Raw genomic sequence first — 22,110 nt, forward strand, 5'->3', positions numbered from 1 at the left:
TCAGGGCCACCAGCCAGGATGGAGTATGGCAGGTGTTCTTCTCGCGATTTCCTCTCGCCACACTCGACCTCAGGGACGAAACACCCCATCTCAAAACCGTCAGGGATGTCTCCGTACACCTGTCAAACATCTCTCCAGTCTGAACAGCCCCCGAACCCCCACCGAGGGGCTCTGCCCCCCCCCAAGGCGCAAAAGACCGAGGGGCTCTGCCCCTCGGCTCCCCGCCAAAGGCCGAAAGGCCCTTGGAACCCATCAGATTGGCACCTTACCTTGGCAGGCATAGCGCCATTTTCATTATAAAAATCAATAAGAAACACCTTCCAGGATCAGCACCAAACTGATCTAGGTCCAGGACCGAGCACGGTCCTGGCGGGGGTGTCGGGGGCGGAGCCCCTGACAGGCGACCTCGGGCGCGAAGCCCTTGAGTGTCCCACCCGCCCCGCGCAACTCCATTGCGCGAAACCCTCGGGCATTATAACAAATCCACAAGCGGTGGCCTTCATGGCCCAGCCGCACGCCCCCGCAGGCCAATATTCAGGAGGAAATCATGGCCCTCGCCCGGCGCACCCTGTTGGGTGCGGCTTTCGCTGCGCACACGCTTGCCACGCCGTCCATCGGCCGGGCCCAAGGCTGGGCACCCAGCCGCACCGTCACCATCCTGATCCCCTTCGCCGCTGGCGGCGCCACCGATGTGATGGGCCGGCTGATCGCCAACCCGATGAGCCAGAAGCTGGGCCAGACCGTGGTGGTCGAGAACATGGCGGGCGGCTCGGGCGGGGTTGCCGCGGCGCGGGTGCTGCGCACGGCGGCCGACGGGCACATGCTGTTCCTGGGCCATGTCGGTGTCTTCGCGCTGAACTATCACCTGTTCAACCGCCTGCCCTATGGCCAGGACGATTTCGCCGCGATCGGCATGGTCGCCACCAACCCGATGATCCTGCTGACCTCGCGCAATTCGGGCATCACCAACATGGCGCAGCTGCGCCAGGCGGCGGCCACGCGGCGGCTGTCGATCGGCAGTTCGGGCCTGGGTACCACGCTGCATATGGGCGGCGTGATGGCCAACCAGGCGCTGGGCGGCGGCGGCGACCTGATCCCGTATCGCGGCGGCGGGCCGGCCCTGAACGACCTGTATGCCGGGGTGCTGGACGTGGTGGTGGACCAGGCGCTGACAGCCCTGCCCGCGCTGGACAACGGCGCCAAGGCCATCGCGGTGACCGGCCCCTCGCGCCTGCCGCAGATCCCGGACGTGCCGACCACGACGGAAGCCGGGCTGCCGGGCCTGAGCCTGGAAGTCTGGAACATCCTGACCGCGCACAAGAACACGCCCGCGCCGATCATCGCGGCCTGCAACGAGGCGCTGAACGCCGCGCTGGACGACGCCCATGTGAAAACGCGCTTCGCCGCTGCCTCCGCCCGGGTTCCCAACGGGGCCGAACGCAGCCCAGAATACGCCGCGAACTTCATGCGGTCCGAGGCTGCATCCTGGGGCCGCTTCATCCGCGAGGCGAGGATCGAACGAGAATAATGAAGCCGGGAAAACCTCTGGAGGGGCTGCTGGTCGTCTCCATGGAGCAGGCGGTGGCTGCCCCCGTCTGCTCCGGCAAGCTGGCCGATGCCGGTGCGCGCGTCCTCAAGATCGAGCGCGCGGAAGGCGATTTCGCCCGCGGCTATGACGCCGCCTGCAACGGGCAATCCACCTATTTCGTCTGGCTGAACCGCGGCAAGGAATCCGTGGTGCTGGACATCAAGAACCCCGCCGACAAGGCGGTGCTGGCGAACCTGCTGGCCAAGGCGGATGTGTTCATCCAGAATCTGGCCCCGGGTGCGATGGGCCGCGCGGGCTTCGGCTCCGCCGAACTGCGAGCGAAGCACCCCAAGCTGATCACCGTCGATATCTCGGGCTATGGCGAGGAAGGCGAATACGCCTCCATGAAGGCCTATGACCTGCTGGTGCAGGCGGAATCGGGCCTGGCCAGCGTGACCGGCCGGCCCGAGGGCCCCGGGCGCGTGGGCTTTTCCGTCTGCGACATCGCTTGCGGCACCATGGCCCATGCGGCCGTGCTGGAGGCGCTGATCGAGCGCGGCATCACCGGCCAGGGCAAGGGCATCGGCATCAGCCTGTTCGACGGCATGGCGGATTGGATGAACGTGCCGCTGCTGTATTTCGAAGGCACCGGCAAGGCGCCGGGGCGCATCGGGCTCGCCCACCCCTCCATCTGCCCCTATGGCGCCTTCGAGACGAGCGACGGCGCGCTGGTGCTGATCTCGATCCAGAACGAGCGGGAATGGGCGAATTTCTGCGCCAACTTCCTGAAGGAACCGGAACTGCCGCAGCGCGAAGGCTTCCGCAGCAATGTGGAGCGCGTGGCGGCCCGGCCGATGGTGGACGCCCATGTGGGCGCGGGCTTCAAGCGGCTGACGCGCGCGGAATGCGCGGCCCGGCTGAACGAAGCCAATATCGCCTATGGCTTCGTGAACGGGGTGGACGGGCTGTCGAAACACCCGGCCCTGCGGCGCGTGGCGGTGGAAACCGAGGCAGGCGTGGTGCAGGTGGCGGCCCCGGCGGCACGGTTCTCGGACGGGGCGCGCAGCTTCGGGCCGGTGCCGAAGCTGGGCGAGCATACGGACAAGGTGAAGGCCGAGTTCGGGTGAGGTGGACTGGGGAAGGCGCCGCCTTCCCTAGCCCTCCGCGAACAGATTCATGTCATTGATATTATTATATAATTTACCAGAAAAACCCTCCCGGACCCAGGCCCGCCCCCAAACTCCCAAAAAGTAATGGGGGGTTCTCGGGGGGAAAGTCATTTCCCCCCGAGCGGGAGCGCGAGGGCAGCGCCCTCGCTCCCCCCTTGCCCCCGCCGCCCAACGCGCCAATCCTTCTCCCTGGCCGGGCCTCAAGCCCCGGAGGGAAGAAACATGTCCAATTCCATCACACGGCGTGCCTTGACGGGCACGCTGCTCGCCACCCCTGCCCTGGCTCAGGCGCCCTGGCCGCGCCGGCCCATCAGTTTCATCGTGCCGGCCGCGCCCGGGGGTGCCACGGATCTGTTGGGGCGTGTCATGGCCCAGGCCATGGGGCCGGTGCTGGGTGGCACGGTGGTGGTGGAAAACCGCAGCGGCGCCGCCGGTGTGGTGGGCACGGAGGCCCTGGCCCAGGCCGCCCCCGATGGCTACAGCATCGGCATCGGCATGATCAGCACGCTGGCGGTGAACCCACATGTCTATCCGCGGCTGCGCTATGACCCCATGCGGGATTTCGCGCCGGTCGGGCTGATCGCCAAGGTGCCCATGGTGCTGCTGGTGCGGCCGGAGCTGGCGGCGGGCGGGCTGCGGGGCTTCATCCAGCGCGTGCGGGAGGCACCGGACACCATCACCTATGGCTCGGCCGGGGCGGGGTCCAACGTGCATATCGGCATGGTGGGCTTCCTGGACGCGGCGGGGCTGAAGATGGTGCATGTGCCCTATCGCGGCTCCGGGCCCATGGTGCTGGACCTCGTGGCGGGCAACATCCAGTCCGGCATGACGGGCACGCCCACCGCCCTGCCGGTGGTGCGGGAGGGGCGGGTGGTGGCGCTCGGCGTCACCTCGCCCCAGCGCCTGCCGCAACTGCCCGATGTGCCGGCGATCGCGGAGGCGATCCCGGGCTTCGAGGCGATGCAATGGTACGGCATCGTGGCCCCGGCCCGCACCCCGCCCGAGATCCTGGCCCGGCTGCAGCAGGCCGCCGCCCATGCCTTGCAGGAACCGGAGGTGCTGGCCCGCCTGGCCGATGAGGGCGCGATCCCGGAACCGATGACGCCGGAGGGTTTTCGAAGCTTCGTGGCGGCGGAGCTGGCGCGCTGGGGCGAGGTGGTGCGGCGGACCGGCATGCGGCCCGAAAATTGACGTTTCGCCAGGCCGCGGGCAAAAAAAATGGCGGGCACAAGGCCCGCCAAGTTTAGGGAGGAAACGTCCAAGAAAGGCAAGCGAGGGATAACCCTCGGTTGCTGAAGACGGATATACGGCAGAGATCGTTCGTGTGCAAGCGAGTTTTCGCATTGCAGCAATTAAAAACCTGCAAGGCACCTCTCTAAAAACCATCCCGCGCCTCCTGGCACGGGGCTTGCGTGGGTGGGGGCATGCGGAACCTTTCCCCTATCCTGCTGGCTTTGCTGGGTTTTCTCTGGGCTGGGCCCGGCCGGGCCAATCCGATGGCGCAATGCCGCGCCGCGATCTCCGCCGCCGAGCGGGAGATCAACATCCCCGCCGGGCTGCTCCACGCCATCTCCCGCGTCGAATCCGGCAGGCGAGACCCGGAAACGGGGGAGGTCGGCCCCTGGCCCTGGGTCATCAATGCCGAGGGGCAGGGCAGATTCTTCCCGGACAAGCCGGCAGCGATTGCCGCCGTGCGGGAATTGCAGGCGCGCGGGGTGCGGATCATCGATGTGGGCTGCATGCAGGTGAATTTGTTCCACCACGCCACCGCCTTCGCCAACCTGGAGGACGCCTTCGACCCCGCGGCCAATGCCCGCTACGCCGCGCGCTTCCTGAACCGGCTGTATGAGCAGAGCGGCAATTGGGAGACAGCGGCGGGCCACTACCATTCCCAGACCCCCGACCGCGCGGAGGGCTATCGCGCCCGGGTGCTGGCGGCCTGGACCGGGGAGCAGACGCGCCTGGCCAACAGCCCCCCTGCCCCGGCCGCCCCCAGCATGCTGGCCAACCGCACGGAGCAGGCACAGGTGATCCCGTTGGCCACGCCCGGGCGCGGGCGGGGGCTGGATGCCTATCGGGCGGCGCCGGTCTATGCGATCCGGGCGACGCCGCCGGCGATGGCCATGGCGGTGGCCGCCGCCCAGCCGCGCCCCAGCGGGCCCATCTTCACCACCAACCGCTCGGCGGGGCCGCTGATCGCGGCGCCGATGGGCGCGCGCGGGGGGCTGTTCACCCGATAGCCCGCTGCGCGGGCGGGTCACACGGTGAGCAGCTTCTGGACCGCCGCGTCGTCCAACTCGCTGGCGACGCCGCCCAGGGCCACCTCGCCGCGCACCATCACGGCGATGCGGTCGGCCAGGCTTTTCGCGAACTCGTAGTATTGCTCGACCAGCACCACGGCCATGCCGCGATCCTTGGCCAGGTGGCGGATGACCTTGGCGATGTCCTTGATGACGTTGGGCTGAATGCCCTCGGTGGGTTCATCCAGGATCAGCAGGCGCGGGCGCGCGGTCAGGGCGCGGGCGATGGCCAGCTGCTGCTGCTGCCCGCCGGAAAGATCCCCGCCCCGGCGCCGCAGGAAGTCCCGCAGGATGGGGAACAGGTCGAACACGTCATTGGGCACGCCCGATCCGCGCGGGGCGGCGGCCAGCGCGGTCTCCAGGTTCTCCTTCACCGTCAGGAAGGGGAAGATCTCGCGCCCCTGCGGCACATAGCCGATGCCGGCGCGGGCGCGCTCGGCGGGGCCCATGGGGGCCACGTCGCGGCCCTCCCACATGATCTTGCCGGCCTGCACCCGCTCCAGCCCGATGATGGAGCGCATGAGCGAGGATTTGCCCACCCCGTTGCGGCCCAGCACGCAGGTGATGCTGCCCGGCTCCGCCAGCAGCGAGACGCCGGTCAGGCAGCGGCTGGCGCCGTAATACAGGTCGATGTTTTCGACGGAGAGGGTCATCGGCCGAGATACACCTCGATCACGCGGGCATCGTTCTGCACATGGTCGATGCTGCCCTCGGACAGCACGCTGCCCTCGCACATCACCGTCACCTTGCAGTTCAGGGCGCGCACGAATTCCAGGTCATGCTCCACCACCACCACGCTGCGTTGGCCCGCGATGCGGGCCAGCAGGGCGGCGGTGTGCTCGGTTTCCTGGTCGGTCATGCCGGCAACGGGTTCGTCCACCAGCAGCAGCTCGGGTTCCTGCATCAGCAGCATGCCGATCTCCAGCCATTGCCGCTGGCCGTGGCTGAGCAGCCCGGCCAGATCCTGCCCGCGCTCGGAAAGCCCGATCTCACGCAGCACGGCCTCGATCCGGTCGCGCTGCTCGGCGGCCAGCTTCCATTTCCAGCAGGCGATCGGGCCGCGCACGGCCTTCAAGGCCAGCTCCAGATTCTCGAACACCGTCAGCGCATCGAAGACCGTGGGTTTCTGGAACTTGCGGCCGATGCCCAGCGTGGCGATGCGGGGTTCGTCGAGGCGCGTCAGGTCCACATCGCCGAACTTCACGATGCCGGCGGTGGGCTTCGTCTTGCCGGTGATGACATCCATCATCGTCGTCTTGCCGGCGCCGTTGGGGCCGATCACGGCCCGCAACTCCCCGGGTTCGATGATGAAGGACAGGTTGTTCAGCGCCCGAAACCCGTCGAAGACGACCGAGACGCCATCCACATACAGCGCGCGCCCGCTCATCGGCGTTTCTCCAGCAGGCCGATCAAGCCGCGCGGCAGCAGCAGCGTGACGGCCACGAACACCGCGCCCAGCACGAACAGCCAAACATCGGGTGCCACCGAGGTCAGCCAGGTCTTCAGCGCATTCACCGTGAAGGCGCCCAACACCGCGCCCACCAGCGTGCCGCGCCCGCCGAAGGCCACCCACACCACCGCCTCCAGGCTGTTGCCCGGGCTGAATTCGCTGGGGTTGATGATGCCCACCTGCGGCACGTACAGCGCGCCCGCGATGCCCGCCATCATGGCCGACAGCACGAAGACGAACAGTTTATGCTGTAAGGTGTCGTAGCCGAGGAAGCGCAGCCGTGCCTCCCCATCGCGCACGCCCACCAGCACGCGGCCCAGCTTGCTGCGCGCGATGGAGGTGCCGAGCCAAAGGCATCCGCAGAGCGCCGCGAGGCTCGCCCAGAACAGCAGCGCGCGGGCCAGCGGCGTGTTCAGCGGCAGGCCCAGCAGCTCCTTGAAATCGGTGAAGCCGTTGTTGCCGCCGAGGCCCATGTCGTTGCGGAAGAAGGCCAGCATCAGCGCATAGGTCAGCGCCTGGGTCAGGATGGACAGGTAGACGCCGGTGATGCGGCTGCGGAAGGCGAGGTAGCCCACCAGGAAGGCCAGCGCGCCCGGGATCAGCAGCGCCATCAGCATGGCGAAGGGGAAGGACTGGAAGCCCCACCAGAACCAGGGCAGCTCCTGATAGCCTAGGAACACCATGAAATCCGGCAGCACCGGGTGGCCATAGGACCCGCGCGGCCCGATCAGCCGCATCAGATGCATGCCCATGGCGTAGCCGCCCAGCGCGAAGAACGCGCCATGGCCGAGCGAGAGAATGCCCGCATAGCCCCAGGCCAGGTCGATCGACAGGGCGAGAATGGCGTAGCACAGCCACTTGCCCACCACCGTCACCACGAAATCCGAGATACCGAGCCCCGTCAGGTTCAGGGCGGGCAGCAGCGCCAGCAGCAGCGCGATGCCCAGGATGATCAGGCGCCTCATTCCGCGGCACGCCCCTTCAGCGCGAACAGCCCCTTGGGCCGCCGCTGGATGAACAGCATGATGCCGACCAGCACCGCCACCTTGGCCAGCACCGCCCCGGCATAGGGTTCCAGCAGCTTGTTCACCAGGCCGAGCGTGAGCGCGCCCACCAGCGTGCCGACCAGACTGCCCACGCCACCGAACACCACCACCATGAAGCTGTCGATGATGTAGCCGGTGCCGAGATTGGGCGACACATTGTCGATCTGGCTGAGCGCCACCCCCGCCAGCCCCGCGAGGCCCGACCCGAAGGCGAAGGTCGCGGCATCCACCCAGCCGGTGCGGATGCCCATGGTGGCGGCGATGCGCCGGTTCTGCACCACGGCCCGCATTTCGAGGCCAAAGCGCGTGAAGCGGATGGCCAGCATGGTCACCGCCAGCACCGCCAGGCCAAAGACGATGATCCACAGCCGGTTGGCCGTGACCGGCAGCCCGCCCGGCAGCAGCAGCGTGCCCTGCATCCAGGCGGGGCTCAGCACCTCCCGATTCTGGGCGCCGAAGATGAGGCGCACGGCCTGCTGCAGCATCATGCCGATGCCGAAGGTCAGCAGCAGGGTCTCCAGCGGGCGGCCATACAAATGGCGGATCAGGCAGCGTTCCAGCACCACGCCCACCAGCGCGGTCACGATGAAGGCGGCGGGTACCGAGAGCGGCAGCGACCAGCCAGCCCAGGCGGTGTGGCGCAGCGCCTCCTGCACCATGAAGGTGGTGTAGGCGCCGATCATCACCATCTCGCCATGGGCCATGTTGATCACGCCCATCACCCCGAAGGTGATGGCCAGGCCCAGGGCCGCCAGCAGCAGCACGGAACCCAGCGACAGGCCCTGGAACACCGTCTCGAAGGCGCGGCGGATCGCCAGGCGCCGGTCGATGGTGGCCACCGCCGCGTCGATATCCGGGGCCAGTTCGGGCTTGGCGGCCCGAGCCTCCAGCAGCAGGGCGCGGGCCTCTGGCGTGCCGGCGCCGCCGAGCACGATGATGCCGGCGCGCTGCACCGTGACATCATCCACCAGCAGGCGGGACGCCCCCAGGGCCAGTTCCATCAGCGCCCGGATCTCGGGGATGCTTTCGTTCGAGAGCGCGTCCTCCAACAGCGGCACATTCTCGGCGCTGCGGGTGCGGAAGACGGCGTCGGCCGCGGCGCGGCGCTCGGCGGCATTGGGCGAGGACAGCGCGAGCCGCCCGATCGCGCCGCGCAGCACCACGCGCAGGCGGTTGTTCAGATTGATGCGGGAGGCACCCTCGGCGGGAATCGCCTCGCCGGTCGCGGCGTCGCGCCCGTCCAGGATCACCCGCCCCTCGGCATTGCGCAGCAGGCGCCCGTCGGACAGCGCGCGTAAGATTGGCAGCGCGCGGGGATCGCCCTGCGCCCCCAATGCCTGGACCGCCTCGGCGGCCGGGCCGAAACCCGCGCCGAGGCGGGGCACCAGTTCCTCGAAGCGCGTCTGCGCGCGGGCGGAGGCCGCCAGCGCGCAGAACAGCAGAACGGCGAGAAGACGCGCGATCAACGGCGGCGGTTCGCGTTCTCGGGGATGTAGCGGGACCAGTTTTCCGCGGGCACCGGGGCCGGGGTGCGCCACACGATGTTGAACTGCCCGTTCTCCTGGATCTCGCCGATCATCACCGGCTTGGTCAGGTGGTGGTTGGGCAGCATCTCCAGCGTGAAGCCGCAGGGGGCCGCGACCTTCTGGCCGATCACGGCGGTGCGCACCGCGTCCACCGCGGTGGTGCCGGCCTGCGCCACGGCCTGGGCCCACATCTTGAAGCCCACCAGCGTGGCCTCCATCGGGTCATTGGTCACGCGGCGCGGGTTGCGGATGAAGGTGTGCCAGTCGGAGATGAACTCGCGGTTCGCGGGCGCATCCACGCTCATGAAGTAGTTCCAGGCGGCGAGATGCCCCACCAGCGGCTTGGTGTCGATGCCCGCCAGTTCCTCCTCACCGACCGAGAAGGCGACGCAGGGGATGTCCTCGGCCTTGATGCCCTGGTTGCCGAGCTCCCGATAGAACGGAACGTTCGCGTCGCCATTGATGGTGGAGACGATGGCGGTCTTCTTGCCCTGACTCGCAAAAGTCTTCACGCGGCTGACGATGCCCTGCCAGTCGCTGTGACCGAAGGGGGTGTATTCCTCCATGATGTCGGCATCGGTGATGCCCTTGGAGTTCAGGAAGCCGCGCAGGATGCGGTTGGTGGTGCGGGGATACACATAGTCGGTGCCCAGCAGCACGATGCGCTTGGCCTCGCCGCCATCGGCGCCCATCAGGTATTCCACGGCCGGGATGGCCTGCTGGTTGGGGGCGGCGCCGGTGTAGAAGATGTTCCGGCTCTCTTCCTCGCCCTCATACTGCACGGGATAGAACAGCAGGCCGTTCAGCTCCTCGAACACCGGCAGCACCGATTTGCGGGAGACGGAGGTCCAGCAGCCGAAGGTGACATCCACCTTGTGCACGGCCAGCAGCTCACGCGCCTTCTCGGCGAACAGCGGCCAGTTGGAGGCGGGATCGACCACCACGGCTTCCACCCGACGGCCGGCGATGCCGCCCGCGCTGTTGGCCTTCTCCACCATCATCAGCACGGTGTCGCGCAGCGCGGTCTCGCTGATCGCCATGGTGCCGGTCAGGCTGTGCAGCACGCCGACCTTGATGGGCGCGCCTTGCGCGGATGCGGAATGAATGGCGGGCAGGGACAGGCTGCCGGCGAGGCCAGCCAGCGCCGTGCGGCGGGTGATGCGGGGGAGTGTCATGTCTCGCCTTCCTTGTGTCTCGGGGTCGGTCCTTCCCGGTGCTGCCAGTCTGTGCGGCAGCATCGCCCACAACAACGGCGACTGCTTGCATGCGGAGCGCAACGAACAACAGAATTGCGCGGCGTCAGCGCAAACAAGCACCTGACAGCACAATAAAAGCGCAGAAGTCGCGCATCCGCTTTATGGCGCTGAAACCGCCCTTCAGCGTCGCTGCACGATCCAGATGCCCGCGCTGACCAGCGCCAGCGCGGCCAGGAACAGCGGGCCCAACCGGTCGCCCAGCAGCACCCCGCCCGCCAGCGCGCCGAACAGGGGCGTGATGAAGGTGAAGGCCGACAGCCGCGCCGCCGAATGGTTCCGCACCAGCCAGAACCAGGCGGCGTAGCTGGCGAAGGCCACCACCACGGTCTGATAGGCCAGGCTCCACCACACCAGGGCAGTGGGGGATGTCACCCCGCCCTCCCCCAACAGCCAGGAGAAGGCGAGCAGCACCGGCACGCTGACCACCAGCTGGTACATCATCGTCTGGTCCGGCGGCGCCAGGGACAGGCGGCTCGCCTTCACCAGCACCGTGGTGCAGCCCCAGCCGAAGCCGCCCAGCAGGCACAGCGCATCGCCCAGCAGCGCCTGCGGCCCGGCGGGCTGCGCCAACCCATCCGCCATCGACAGCAACAATCCCAGAAAGGCCACGCCCAGCCCCAGCAGCACCCGCGGGCCCAGCACATCGCCGGGCAGGAACCAGCGCGACAGCAGCAGCACGAAGAACGGCGCCGTATAGACCATCAGCACCGCGCGGGAGGCGCTGGTGCGCGCGACGCCCAGGTAGAAGCAGCCGAACTCCACCCCGAAGATCACCCCCGCGGCGACGCCCGGCAGCAGCGTGCCGTCATGCAGGATGCGCGACAGCCTGACACCCCGCGCCCGGCACCACAGCAGCCCCAGCACCGCGGCCCCCGCCGAGCGCATCGCCCCCTGCAGCAGCGGCGGGATGCCCGCCGTGCCCAGCTTCATCGCCACCATGTTCAGCCCCCAGCACGCGCACAGCAGCAGCATGATGAGGCAGGCATGGGCGGGCAGCATGCGTGAGGAAGGCATGGGCCGCAGACTGGCACGCTTGCCGCCCCCCGCAAGCCGCCCCTAACCTGCCCGTAATGGGCACGTCGCCCGACGGGAGAGCTGATCGATGCGAGAAAAGACCGGAACCTTGTCCATGGGCCGCCGCGCCGCGCTGGCCGGCGGTGCGGCCCTGCCCCTGCTGGGCGGCCAGGCCGAGGCACAGCAGGCGCGCGACACGCTGCGCATCGTCTTCCGCGACGGGGTGCCCAATGTGGACCCGTACTTCAACAGCCAGCGCACCGGGCTGATCCTGGCGCATCAGGGCTGGGATTGCCTGGTGCACCGCGACCCCAGCGATTTCTCCATCAAGCCGCTGCTGGCCACCGCCTGGAACTGGCTGGATTCCAAGACCATCGACTTCACGCTGCGCCAGGGCGTGACCTTCCACAACGGTGACCCGTTCACCGCCGATGACGTGGTCTATACCTTCAACACCGTCTCGAACCCCGAGACCCGCACCGCGACCCCCAGCAACTATTCCTGGATCGACCGGGCGGAGAAGACCGGCGAACACGCCGTGCGCATCCACCTCAAGCGCCCCACCCCGGCGGCGCTGGACTATTTCGCCCTCGTCTATCCGATCTGGCCGAAGGCGTACCGGGAGCGCGTGGGCGCCGATGGCTATGCCCGTGCGCCCGTGGCCGCCGGCCCCTACAAGATCACGGCGAACAACCCCGGCGCCTCCATCGAGTACGAGCGCTATGACGGCTATTACGAGGGCAGCCCCAAGGGCAAACCCGCCATCCGCCGCCTGTCCATCCGCTTCGTGCCCGATGCGGCGACGGAGCTGACGGAGCTGCTCTCAGGCCGCACCGACTGGATCTGGAACATCAACCCCGACCAGTTGCCGAACCTGGAGCGCATCCCGAACTTCCGCGTGGCGCGGCAGGAAAGCATGCGCGTGGGCTACATGACGATGGACAGCGCGGGCCGCACCGGGGCGGGCAACCCGCTGACCAAGCTGCCGGTGCGCAAGGCGATCCTGCACGCCATCGACCGCCAGACCATCGCGACGCGCCTGGTGCAGGGCGGCAGCCGCGTGCCGCCCGCCCCTTGCTATCCCAGCCAGTTCGGCTGCGATGCGGAGGCCGCGGTGCAGTACGAATACGACCCCGCCAAGGCCCGCGCCCTGCTGGCCGAGGCCGGCTACCCCAACGGCTTCGATACCGAAATCGTCAGCTACATCCTGCCGCAATGGGGCTCAGCCGTGCAGAACTACCTGCAGGCGGTGGGCATCCGCGCGCGGCTGACGCAGTTGCAGGTGGCCGCCGCCATCCAGCGCAGCCAGGAAGGGCGCGCGCCGATGTATCTGGGCAGCTGGGGCAGCTATTCGATCAACGACGTCTCCTCCTTCATGCCGACCTGGTTCGGCGGAGGCGGCGACGATTACTTCCGCGACGCCGAGACCCAGCGCCTGCTGGAGGAAGGCGGCAGCACCAATGACGAGGCGGCGCGCCGCCGCGCCTATTCGGCCGCCATCCGCCGCGTGACGGAGCAGGCGGCCTTCGTGCCCGTCCACACCTACGTCAACGCCTATGGCTATGTGCGGAACCTGGAATTCCAGACCTGGGCCGACGAGCTGCCGCGCTTCTTCTGGGCGAAGTGGCGCTGATGGCCCTGAAAGGCGCGATCATCCCCGTCACCGCGTTCGAGCAGAACTGCGCGCTGCTGTGGGATGACCAGACGATGGAAGGCGTGGTGGTGGACCCGGGCGGCGATGTCCCCCGGATCCTCGCCGCGATCGAGGGCCAGGGGATCAAGGTGCAACGCATCCTGATCACCCACGGCCATATCGACCACGCGGGCGGCGCGGATGAGCTGCGCGCGGCGCTCGGCGTGCCGGTCGAGGGGCCGCAGCTGGCCGACAAGATGCTGCTGGACAATCTGGAGAAGCAGGGCGCGGCCTATGGCCTGGACGGCGCCCGCAACCTGGTGCCGGACCGCTGGCTGGAGGAAGGCGAAACGGTGCGCATCGGCGCGCTGGATTTCGCGGTGCTGCACTGCCCGGGCCACGCGCCCGGCCATGTGGTGTTCGTGAATACGGACGAGCGCTTCGCCATCGTGGGGGATGTGCTGTTCCGAGGCTCGATCGGGCGGACCGATTTCCCCTATGGCGACCACGCGGCGCTGCTGGCGGCCATCCATGGCAAGCTGCTGCCGCTGGGCGACGACATCCAGTTCATCTGCGGCCATGGGCCGGGCAGCAGCTTCGGGCATGAGCGCAAGCGCAACCCCTTCCTGGTGGAAGGGATGGGCTGAACCCCGGCCGGGCAAGCCCTAGCGTGGCCCATCCGCTTCCCGCAGCAGGGGCCAGGAAGATGTCCAGGCCTTGGCGCGCAGCCGCTCCTGGTAGAGAGAGCGCCTGTCGTGCACGAACAGTGGGGTCGGCCGGAGGATCAGGCCCATCAGATCCTCCAGGCCGAAAGGGGCCGCGATCTCGCACTCATCCCGGTCGTTCCGCCTGACGGCGACGGCTGTCGCCGTCTCGGGCCAATGCCGCATGGCATCGACGGCCGATCCATAAGGGGCGTCGCCGTTGCGCAGATGCATGCGGGCCTGGTTCTTCACCGACCACCGGATGGCGGGCTCCATGCGGCGGAGCCGGGCTTCCTGGGCCTTGTCCGCAGCGGGATCGGCCTGGCCGGGATCGAACCAGATCACGTCCACATCACCGGCCGGGGCCGAGGGGGGGCGATGATGGAAATGGTCCCAGACGGCGTTCCTGACGAAACCGGCACCGACCCAGCAATCCGGCAAGTCCAGGGCGCGCACCACGCCGAGAAGCGGCCAGCGGCGCGCGTCCGATCGGAGGAGAGTCCGCAAGCGGGCAGTGGCCTTCATGCCGGAACCCTCCGGAACGCAAAAGGGCCAGGGAGGCATGCCCCCTGGCCCGTGTCATTCAACCGGCAACGGCGCTTAGCTGCGCGGCGCGCTGGCGTTGGCGGCGCGGGCCGGCTGCTGCTGGCTGGCGGCACGCTGCGGCCGGGCCTGCTGGGCCGGGCGGGTGCTTGAGGCGGAACGCGTCGCGGGCGTGCCGCAGGCGGTCGGGCTGTAGACCTGCTGGATCTGGCGCTCCTGCGACAGGTGGGCCAGCTGGTCGCGGTTGTTGGTGGCCAGGGCGGCGGGGAACAGGCCGGCCTGGTTCTGGCAGAACAGGCTGCCCTGGCTGATACCGACCTGGCTGTGGCCGTTGGCGGTATTGGTGATGTATTCGTCCAGGCGACGCTGGCCGGCACCGCCGTACACGCGGCGGAAATGGCGCTGCACCTGGCCATAGACGCTGCCGAGCACGCCGCGATGCTGCGTGACGAAGCGGTTGTACTGTTCTTCCTGCTGGCACGTCAGGGCGACGACCATCAGCTGGCTCTGAAGAGCGCGGATATCGAGCGCGGAACGCTCCTCCGGCGTGGCGCAGGACTGTCCGGAAGCCAGGGCCGGGGTGGCGAGGCTGGCGGCCAGCAGGCCGGTCATCACGGTACGAATGGGCGACATGGGCGCCATTTCTCCGGTGTTGGAAGGTGTATTGAGCCGTTCTTTTAGACTCGAAAACGCCGCGCGCGAAGCCCCTATATAATTGTTACAATTCAAGCCCTTCGCGCATTCGGTGACGATATTGCTGTAAGTTCACGCGGCCACACGCCGTTTTTGCAACCGCGCCACACCCGCCAGCCGTCGGTCCAGGAAGGCCAGAACCGCCGGCATTCCCCCCGCTGGCGCCCCCAGCCAGTAGGCGAAAGTGGCGCCATACACCGCCGCCAGCGTGGCGCGCCGCGTGTGGCGGGACAGGTCGCTGGAGGTATCGCCGGCCGCGATCCACATGGCGTCCACCGTCTCCGCCAGCAGGCGGGCGGCCAGCGGCGCGTTCCAGGGCACGGCCAGCAGGGCCGCGGCCTGGCGCAGTGCCTCCCGGTGGCGTTCGGCCCGGGTCAGGCGCAGTTCGATCAGGCGGCGGATGCGGGCCGGGGTGCGCAAGGCGGACAGGTCGCCCGCTTCCTCCGCCATCAGGCGGTCGGCGCGGCGGCTGCAGGCGGCGATGGCATCGCGCGGGCCGCCCGGAAAGGCATTGCGGGCCAGCGCCGCATCCCCGGCCGCCGCCGTCAGCGCCGCCCGGGTCCAGCCCAGCCGGGGCACCAGGGGCAGCAGCGCGTCGAGCAGGGCGTCACTCACGGGGCTGGGCCCGGGCGAGTTCCTCGGTGAAACCCAGCTTCGTCAGGTCTGTCATGCGGCTGAGGTAGAGGATGCCGTCCAGATGGTCCGTCTCATGCTGCATCACCCGGGCGGCGAGGCCCTCGGCGGTGCCCTCGATGGGCTCCCCATGCAGGTCCAGACCACGGAAGCGGATGCGCGACGGGCGCGTCACCTCCCCCCGCAATCCGGGGATGGACAGGCAGCCTTCATAGGCGGCTTCCGCCGGGCCTTCCAGCGGCGTAAGTTCCGGATTGAAAAGGGCTTCCACCCCCTCCGGCCCGCGCCAGACGAACAGGCGCAGCGGCACGTGCACCTGGGGGGCCGCCAGGCCCAGCCCGCTGGCATCGACCATGGTCTCGGCCATATCCGCCACCAGGCGCCGGATCTCGGGGTGGGCGGGGTCGGGCACGGCTTCCGCCTGCTGGAACAGCACGGGGTGGCCCATGCGCGCGATCTTCAGAATGGCCATATCCGCAATCTGGCCCTGCATTTGGGCAGAGAAAAGGCCTTTTCCCTCGCAACGTGAGGGCGTATAGGGCAAGGCAATAGCGGCGCTGCCGGATTCCCCGGTTTGGCGGCGCTCGTTTGCATTTCTAACCCCAGATTCGAACCAGGAGTGTCTGCCGCGTGCAAGTCGTCGTTCGGGACAACAATGTCGATCAAGCGCTGAAGGCGCTCAAGAAGAAGCTGCAGCGTGAAGGCGTGTTCCGTGAGATGAAGCTGCGCCGCCACTTCGAGAAGCCCTCCGAGCGCCGCGCGCGTGAGGCCGCCGAGGCCGTCCGCCGCGCCCGCAAGGTGGAGCGCAAGCGCCTGGAGCGCGAGGGCTTCTGAAGCCCGCACGGCTGCGCTTCGCGGCCGTTCTGCGAATTGGGGGCGGTGGCCTGTGGGCTGCCGCCCTTTTCGTATGCGCCCTCCAACCCGGCGCTGCCCAGGCACAGGGCTGGTCCCGCGCCGAGCCCTTCCTGGTCCAGTCCCTCTGCGCCCAAGCGGCCACCCTGCCCTTCGAGCCCGGCTGCACCGCCCCCCGCCCGGCCCAGGCCGCCCCCACCCTGCCCTGGCGCAAATTCGACTGGGCGGGCGAGCAGGCGAGCGACGCCCTGCTGCTGGCCCCGGGCCACGCCACCCACAGCTTCGATTTCGGGGACGCCCCCCGCCGCTTCGGCCTGCGCGATGCCGGGCGCGGCGATGGCGGCAACCTGATCACGGCGCGCGGCGCCGACATCCTGGTCGCGATGACCGAGGATGGCGGCGCCGGCATCCAGTGGTTCCATGGCCCCGAATGCGGTGGCAGCCAGGAGGCGGCGCCGGGCGGCTGGCTGCTGTTCCGCCTGCCCGCCGGCGCCGAATGGGCCGAAACCACCACCCGCCTGCAACGCACCACCGCCCCCGACCGCTGCCCGGCCCGCTATATCCCCAGCTTCACCCGCTGGCGCCGCCTGGCCGTGGCCTATCCCTGGCAGGAGGACGGCACCCGCCACCCGCCCTTCACCGCCGAGTCCCTGCTGTCGGAACATTACGGCGGGCGGGACATCGCCTCGGCCGGGCATCTGGAACGCTTCTGGTTCGCGCGCGGCCTGGGCATGGTCCGGTGGGAACGCTGGGAAGCGCCGGACACCGCCAACCCCGCCCCCAGCCGCCCCGGCGCCGCCGAGCAATGCCCGGCCGTGACAGGCAGCGAACCGCCCGCGCCTGGCTGGACCCTGACGGATTGCCGGATGTGGACGCGGTTCCGGCGGGGGGAACAGCAGGCAATGGCGTGGCCTTGAGAGGCGCGGAGGGCGCCGCCCCTGACATGCGCCCTCTCACCCCCGCCGCCGGAACAGCCCCACCACCCCCATCTGCCAGCCGCCTTCGGGCAGCACCTCCAGCGTGGCGCGCACGGCCTGCATGGGGGCTTTGGTCTCATCCAGCCGGGCCAGGCGCTGGGCCAGATCGGCCAGCGGGCGGCGGGTGCACAGCGCCACCACATGGTCGGCCCCCAGCGGCGGCTTCACCTCCAGGTCATCCAGGCTCAGCCGCCCGCCCGGGGGCGCCACCGGGGCCTCGCGCTCCATGGGGTACAGCATCTGCACCGTGCCATCGCCGGCGATGTTGAACATCACCAGGTTGGGGAAGCGCAGCTGCTCCAGCACCAGCTTCAGCCGGGTGCCGAGCGGGTGGTCGGCATTGGCGGCGCGGCGCTGCTCGGCGGGGGTGCCGGGGGGCGGGTTCATCAGCTCCAGCCGCAATTCCAGCGGCTGGCGGGCCACCGCCTCCTGCGCCAGCCACAGGGCGCGCTGGCGCTCGACCGCCATGGGCAGCTCGGCCGGCCCGATATTGGCTGAAACCATGTCGCCCAGCGGCGAGATCAGCAGCCGCTCGGAAGCCCGCCAGATCAGGTCCGCGGGGTCCAGCGGGCCCGCGCGGCGCGCGCCCTCGGGCAGGGCGCCGCCGAGCGCGCCCTCCATGCGGATGCGCACCTCGCGCGCCTGGGTCTCGGCCTGCGGGCGGGGGCTGACCAGGCCACGCAGCAGGCGGGGCCCCTCGGTGCCCAGCGCCACCTGCGGGTTCTGCCGGGCATCGACCAGGGCGCGCACGGTCTGCACCGCCTCGGTGGCCAGGGCCGGCAGGGCCACCACCGCCTCCTGCGGGCCCACCGCGCCGCGCGCGAAGCCGGCGGCGATGGCGATGCTCAGCGCCCCGTGCTGGCTGCCCTGGAAGGTGATCTCGGGCACCGGCTCCGTCTCCAGGCTGGCGGCGAAGAAATGCACCTGGGTCAGCCGGTCGGCGGGCGGGCTGGGGGGAGGCGGCGGCACCAGGCCGCGCATCTGCGAGGGCGGGAAAGCGCCGCTGAGGGTGCGGTAGCGCACCTCCCGCAGCGCCGCGGGTTCCACGCTGCGGGTCAGCGTGCCGGAATGGCAGCAATCGGCCACGAACATCACGGAAACCCGGCGCTGGCCCTGCTCGGCCAGCAGGGTCTCGATCTCGTCATCCACCAGCACCTCGGTGGGGGCCTGCTGGGGGTGGAAGGGGGCGAAGGCGATCAGGTCGTCCATGCCATCCGCCTCCGAGCCCGGCACGATCTCCGGGATGCGGAAGCCATGGCCGGAGAAGGAGAGGAAGATCATGTCCCCCGCCCCGCAGCGCCCGGCCACCTGCCGCCAGGCGGCGAGGAAATTGGCGCGGCTGGCCTGTTCGTCCAGCAGCGTGGTCACGCTGGCGGCGAAGGGGCGCACGGCGGCCGCCAGCAGCTGCGCGTCGTTCACGCAGCCGCGCAGGGGCTGGATGCGATAGGCGTTGATGCCCACCACCAGCGCATGCACCGCGCGGGCCTGCTGGCTGGCCTGCACCAGCCCACGCTCCGCGCTGCTTTGCGCCCAGGCCGGGGCGGCCGCCCCGGCCATCCCCGCCAGGGCCAACCGGCGGGAGAGCTTCCTCATGGCCGGGCCTCCGTCAGCGGGAAGGGTTCGGGGATCTCGCCGGCGCTCATGCGGAAGGCCACGCGCTGCTCCACCCCCACCTCCCGCGCCAGCACGGGGGTGCGGTTGCGCACATGCAGGCCCAGTTGCAGCTGGTCCGTCACGCCGCGCGCCGCGATGTCGCGCGTGGCACCCGTCAAAGCCTCCTGGATGGCGACGCTGAAGGGGGAGTTGCGGCGCCCGGCGGCGGTATCGGCCGCCGATTGCTGCGCGCTGGCGGCGGCCAGCACGAAGCGCCCTGTCTCATTCTGCAGCGTGCCCGCGAAATCCAGGTTGAAGGCGCCGGCATGGCAGGTGTCGAGCAGCAGGATGCTGTTGCGCGCCGGAAGCCCGGCCCACAGCGCCACCAGCCGCCGGTCATCCAGCGATTGCTGGCGCACGGCGTCCAGGCTGGCCGCCTGTTGCAGATAGGGCACGAACAGATAGCGCTGCCCATCGGTCATGCCATGCCCGGCCATGAAGATGACGACCGTGTCCTCCTCCCGCACTTCGGCGCGCAGGCGTTCGAAGGCGGCCTCGATGCGGGGCAGGCTGGCCTCCGTATCGCGCAGCACCAGGCTGTTCACCCGGGAATAGGCCCGCGCCGGGCGGCCGGTGATGGAATTCACCAGCGTCTCGGCATCCCCCGTCGCGTTGGACAGGCTGCGCAGCCCCTCCTGCGCGGTGGCGGTGTAGTCGTCCACGCCGATCGACAGCAGATGCAGCACCGACAGGCGCGGCGCCTCCGCGGTGCGGGAGCGGACCGGGGCGCGCAGCTCCACCAGCTCGCTCTGGCCGAAGGCGGCGTTGCCGGCGTCGAAGGCGCGCAGTTGCAGGGTGTTGGCGCCGGGCTCCAGCCGGATGCGGCGTTCCAGCGGCTGCGCCCCGGGGGGCAGCGGCGGCAGGTTCGCCGAGGGAGCGGGCGCGGGGGCCGGAGTGGAGGCGGGATCGCGCCGCAGGCCCCGGGTTTCCGCCCGGCCCTGGTTACGCCCGTTCACGAACACATCCACCTGGCCGATGCCGCCGCCCCGGTCGAACATGGCGGCGCGCAGCACCACCTCGGTCACGCCCTCGGGCAGTTCCAGCCCGGTGGCGGGCGCGGGGCTGGGGGTGGGGCTGCCCAGATTGGTGGCCGCCGCCTGCCCGCCCGAATCCCGCACCCGGCCCAGGCCGCGCGTGGCCCCGGTGGGAGAGACGGGGCGGCATTCCTCGCCCTGCCCCGGCAGCGTGTAGCACAGGGCCGACAGCGTGACGCGCGGCGGGCTGGCGCCCGTCAGCAGGCGGCGCACATCGCCGATCTGGGCCAGGCGCTCCCGCAGCGGGGCTTCATCCCCGAAGGCGAGGCGCGCCCGCACCAGATCGCCCGCGTAGAACACGCGGTGCAGCTGGTTGAAGGCGATCCATTCGGCCGATTCGGTGGCGGCCCGGTTCAGATGGAAGCCCGCCAGGTTCTGCCCGCCCTCATCGGCGTGGTCGAAGAAGCCCTCCGGCGTCCACAACAGCCAGCGCCGGGCATCGCCATGCACGAACAGGGCCGCGCGCGGCGCCAGCGCGTTGGTCGGGTTCAGGTCGTACCAGCGCAGCGTGCCGTCGCCGAGCGCCGCCACCAGTTGCCGCCCATCGGCGGTGGGCTGCACGCCCCAGACGGCGGCGGGCGTCACGGCGCTGGCCACCAGATTGCCGTTCAGGTCGAACCAGCGCAGCGCGAAATCGGTGCCGAGCAGAAAGCCGTTGCGCCCCGGCAGCAGGGCGGCGCTGCGGGCGCGCTCGCCTTCGTCCAGTTGCAGCAGCTTGTCGGCATAGCGGGGGGTCTGCCCGTTCAGCCATTCGCGCAGCGGCAGCACGCCCGGCACCGGGCCCGGCAGGGCGCTGGGACCGGCCAGCCGGGTCAGGCTGCGCTCCGCCACATCGAAGCGCAGCACATCCTGCCCGCCCTGGCGCAGGCCGAACTCCACGCTCATGCCATCGGGCGAGACCCGGAAGCTGCCCGCCCCCTGGCGGGTCAGGCCGAATTCGGTGCGGTCCACCCCCGGAGCCGAGAGCCCCTGGGCCACGCCGCGGAAATCCGCGCGGGAGGGTGCGACGCGCAAGCCCGATTTCGCATCCAGCGCCAGCACGCCCCAGGCGGGGTCGGCGGCGGCGAACAGCAGCCGCCCATCCGGCATGGCCGAGAGCTGCAGCACCGCATCCGTGCCCCCCAGCGCCAGCACCGCCGCGGGCGGCGCGGTCAGGTTGGACCAGCGCAGCGCCACCGACTGCCCCTGCGGGTTCAGCACATAGCCGGCGGCGACCAGCGCCGCCCCCCCGGGCTGCGGCACCCAGGTGACGGAGCGCAAATCCTGCCGCTCCTGCCCCAGCCCATTGCCGATGGGCGGGTTACGCTGGGGGCGCAGGCTGGCGGCGTCCAGCAGCCGCACCTGCGGCATGTTGGCCATGCCCACCGCCAGCAGCTTGCCGTCAGGCGCGAAGGCGATGTCGCCGGGCTGCCCGCCCTCGGTCAGCCGGTGCTGGGCGATGGGGCGGAAATCGGGCGCGAACAGCCGCACCATGCCATCCCCCGAAGCGACCGCAAGCTGCCCCGCCCGGTTGAACGCCACGGAGCGCACGCCGTTGGCGATGCCCAGATCCGGCCGGTGCAAAATCTCCCGCCGCTGGAAGTCGATGATGGCGATGCCGCCATTGCGGGCGAAGCCCACGGCCAGGCGCTGGCCATCCGGGGCCGCGGCCAGCGCCGTCACGCTGGCGGGCACGCCGGTGTTGATGCGGCGCATCGCGCCGTCCTCGATGCCGAAGGCATAGATCACGGCCTGCCGGCCCCAGGCCGCGCCCGTCTGCCCCGCCACCCAGGCGGTGGCGCCATCGGCGGAGACGGCGGCGGCCTGCAGCCCGCCCTCATCCCCCTCGCCGATCGGCGGGCGGAAGCTGCGCAGCAGCACGCCATCGGCCGCCCACAGCCGCGCGGTCTTGTCGAGCGAGACGGTCAGCAGCCGCTGGCCATCGGGCAGCGGCACCACCCGCGTGACCGGGGCGGCATGCATGCCCAGCTCGATCCGCAGGAAGGGCGTGCCGGGCGGTTGCGCCCCGCCCTCCCCTTGGGCCAGCGCCGGCCCCGAGGCCAGCGCGAGAGCCAGAACCAGGGAAACGCGGCGCGCCAGGGCGGCGAGGCTGTTCATGT

At 70.0% G+C, this 22,110-nt stretch carries 20 protein-coding genes; 8 read left to right on the forward strand and 12 right to left on the reverse strand.

Annotated features, from left to right (window positions below; translation table 11 throughout):
- Positions 1-547: 547 nt before the first annotated feature.
- From GT007_RS07845 to GT007_RS07860, 4 genes are all read left to right on the forward strand, one after another.
- Positions 548-1,528 (forward strand): Bug family tripartite tricarboxylate transporter substrate binding protein, encoded by a 981-nt coding sequence (locus GT007_RS07845; RefSeq protein ID WP_160121050.1) that lies wholly within the window; start codon positions 548-550, stop codon positions 1,526-1,528.
- A complete protein-coding gene (locus GT007_RS07850) occupies positions 1,528-2,655 on the forward strand; it encodes a CaiB/BaiF CoA transferase family protein (protein WP_160121051.1) in 1,128 nt (375 codons plus the stop codon). The genes GT007_RS07845 and GT007_RS07850 overlap by 1 nt, the downstream gene beginning before the upstream one ends.
- 264 nt (positions 2,656-2,919) lie before the next feature.
- Positions 2,920-3,888, forward strand: a complete 969-nt coding sequence (locus GT007_RS07855) for a Bug family tripartite tricarboxylate transporter substrate binding protein (RefSeq protein ID WP_160121052.1) — start codon at positions 2,920-2,922, stop codon at positions 3,886-3,888.
- Between the two features lie 233 nt (positions 3,889-4,121).
- Complete coding sequence (locus GT007_RS07860) at positions 4,122-4,937, forward strand: lytic transglycosylase domain-containing protein (RefSeq protein ID WP_160121053.1); 816 nt, start codon at positions 4,122-4,124, stop codon at positions 4,935-4,937.
- Between the two features lie 17 nt (positions 4,938-4,954).
- Here the strand turns inward: GT007_RS07860 and urtE are convergent, their stop codons facing one another.
- The 6 genes from urtE to GT007_RS07890 all read right to left on the reverse strand — a co-directional run bounded on the left by urtE (position 4,955) and on the right by GT007_RS07890 (position 11,289).
- Entirely contained in the window at positions 4,955-5,650 is a 696-nt protein-coding gene (urtE, locus tag GT007_RS07865; protein ID WP_160121054.1) for an urea ABC transporter ATP-binding subunit UrtE, read from the reverse strand.
- Positions 5,647-6,384 (reverse strand): urea ABC transporter ATP-binding protein UrtD, encoded by a 738-nt coding sequence (gene urtD, locus GT007_RS07870; protein ID WP_160121055.1) that lies wholly within the window; start codon positions 6,382-6,384, stop codon positions 5,647-5,649. The genes urtE and urtD overlap by 4 nt, the downstream gene beginning before the upstream one ends.
- The gene (gene urtC / locus GT007_RS07875; protein ID WP_160121056.1) at positions 6,381-7,412 is read right to left on the reverse strand and encodes an urea ABC transporter permease subunit UrtC; all 1,032 of its coding nucleotides are present in this window, start codon (positions 7,410-7,412) and stop codon (positions 6,381-6,383) included. The genes urtD and urtC overlap by 4 nt, the downstream gene beginning before the upstream one ends.
- Positions 7,409-8,959: an urea ABC transporter permease subunit UrtB gene (gene urtB, locus GT007_RS07880; protein WP_201451831.1), complete on the reverse strand. Its 1,551-nt coding sequence runs from the start codon at positions 8,957-8,959 to the stop codon at positions 7,409-7,411. The genes urtC and urtB overlap by 4 nt, the downstream gene beginning before the upstream one ends.
- Positions 8,956-10,194, reverse strand: a complete 1,239-nt coding sequence (urtA, locus tag GT007_RS07885) for an urea ABC transporter substrate-binding protein (RefSeq protein ID WP_160121057.1) — start codon at positions 10,192-10,194, stop codon at positions 8,956-8,958. Before urtA ends, urtB begins: the two co-directional genes overlap by 4 nt.
- 201 nt (positions 10,195-10,395) lie before the next feature.
- Entirely contained in the window at positions 10,396-11,289 is an 894-nt protein-coding gene (locus GT007_RS07890; RefSeq protein ID WP_160121058.1) for a DMT family transporter, read from the reverse strand.
- Positions 11,290-11,404: 115 nt separating this feature from the next.
- On the opposite strand from GT007_RS07890, the gene GT007_RS07895 reads away from it, so the two are divergent.
- Both GT007_RS07895 and GT007_RS07900 read left to right on the forward strand, forming a co-directional pair.
- Positions 11,405-12,922, forward strand: a complete 1,518-nt coding sequence (locus tag GT007_RS07895) for an ABC transporter substrate-binding protein (protein WP_160121059.1) — start codon at positions 11,405-11,407, stop codon at positions 12,920-12,922.
- Complete coding sequence (locus GT007_RS07900; RefSeq protein WP_160121060.1) at positions 12,922-13,569, forward strand: MBL fold metallo-hydrolase; 648 nt, start codon at positions 12,922-12,924, stop codon at positions 13,567-13,569. Before GT007_RS07895 ends, GT007_RS07900 begins: the two co-directional genes overlap by 1 nt.
- A gap of 18 nt (positions 13,570-13,587) precedes the next feature.
- Here the strand turns inward: GT007_RS07900 and GT007_RS07905 are convergent, their stop codons facing one another.
- The 4 genes from GT007_RS07905 to def all read right to left on the reverse strand — a co-directional run bounded on the left by GT007_RS07905 (position 13,588) and on the right by def (position 15,967).
- Positions 13,588-14,151, reverse strand: a complete 564-nt coding sequence (locus GT007_RS07905) for a nucleotidyltransferase family protein (RefSeq protein ID WP_160121061.1) — start codon at positions 14,149-14,151, stop codon at positions 13,588-13,590.
- A 75-nt stretch (positions 14,152-14,226) separates the two neighbouring features.
- Entirely contained in the window at positions 14,227-14,802 is a 576-nt protein-coding gene (locus GT007_RS07910) for a hypothetical protein (RefSeq protein WP_160121062.1), read from the reverse strand.
- Positions 14,803-14,934: 132 nt separating this feature from the next.
- Positions 14,935-15,477: a COQ9 family protein gene (locus GT007_RS07915; RefSeq protein WP_160121063.1), complete on the reverse strand. Its 543-nt coding sequence runs from the start codon at positions 15,475-15,477 to the stop codon at positions 14,935-14,937.
- The gene (gene def / locus GT007_RS07920) at positions 15,470-15,967 is read right to left on the reverse strand and encodes a peptide deformylase (protein WP_160121064.1); all 498 of its coding nucleotides are present in this window, start codon (positions 15,965-15,967) and stop codon (positions 15,470-15,472) included. The genes GT007_RS07915 and def overlap by 8 nt, the downstream gene beginning before the upstream one ends.
- 158 nt (positions 15,968-16,125) lie before the next feature.
- On the opposite strand from def, the gene rpsU reads away from it, so the two are divergent.
- Positions 16,126-16,329, forward strand: coding sequence for a 30S ribosomal protein S21 (gene rpsU, locus GT007_RS07925; protein ID WP_160121065.1), 204 nt, complete (start codon positions 16,126-16,128; stop codon positions 16,327-16,329).
- 401 nt (positions 16,330-16,730) lie between these two features.
- Positions 16,731-17,264, forward strand: coding sequence for a hypothetical protein (locus tag GT007_RS07930; protein ID WP_160121066.1), 534 nt, complete (start codon positions 16,731-16,733; stop codon positions 17,262-17,264).
- Between the two features lie 36 nt (positions 17,265-17,300).
- On the opposite strand, the gene GT007_RS07935 is transcribed toward GT007_RS07930, so the two are convergent.
- Together GT007_RS07935 and GT007_RS07940 are read right to left on the reverse strand one after the other, a co-directional pair.
- Positions 17,301-18,917, reverse strand: a complete 1,617-nt coding sequence (locus GT007_RS07935) for a caspase family protein (RefSeq protein ID WP_160121067.1) — start codon at positions 18,915-18,917, stop codon at positions 17,301-17,303.
- Positions 18,914-22,108 (reverse strand): WD40 repeat domain-containing protein, encoded by a 3,195-nt coding sequence (locus tag GT007_RS07940; protein ID WP_160121068.1) that lies wholly within the window; start codon positions 22,106-22,108, stop codon positions 18,914-18,916. Before GT007_RS07940 ends, GT007_RS07935 begins: the two co-directional genes overlap by 4 nt.
- Positions 22,109-22,110 lie beyond the last annotated feature (2 nt).

The organism is Rhodovarius lipocyclicus (assembly GCF_009900765.1).
Lineage (GTDB): Bacteria > Pseudomonadota > Alphaproteobacteria > Acetobacterales > Acetobacteraceae > Rhodovarius > Rhodovarius lipocyclicus.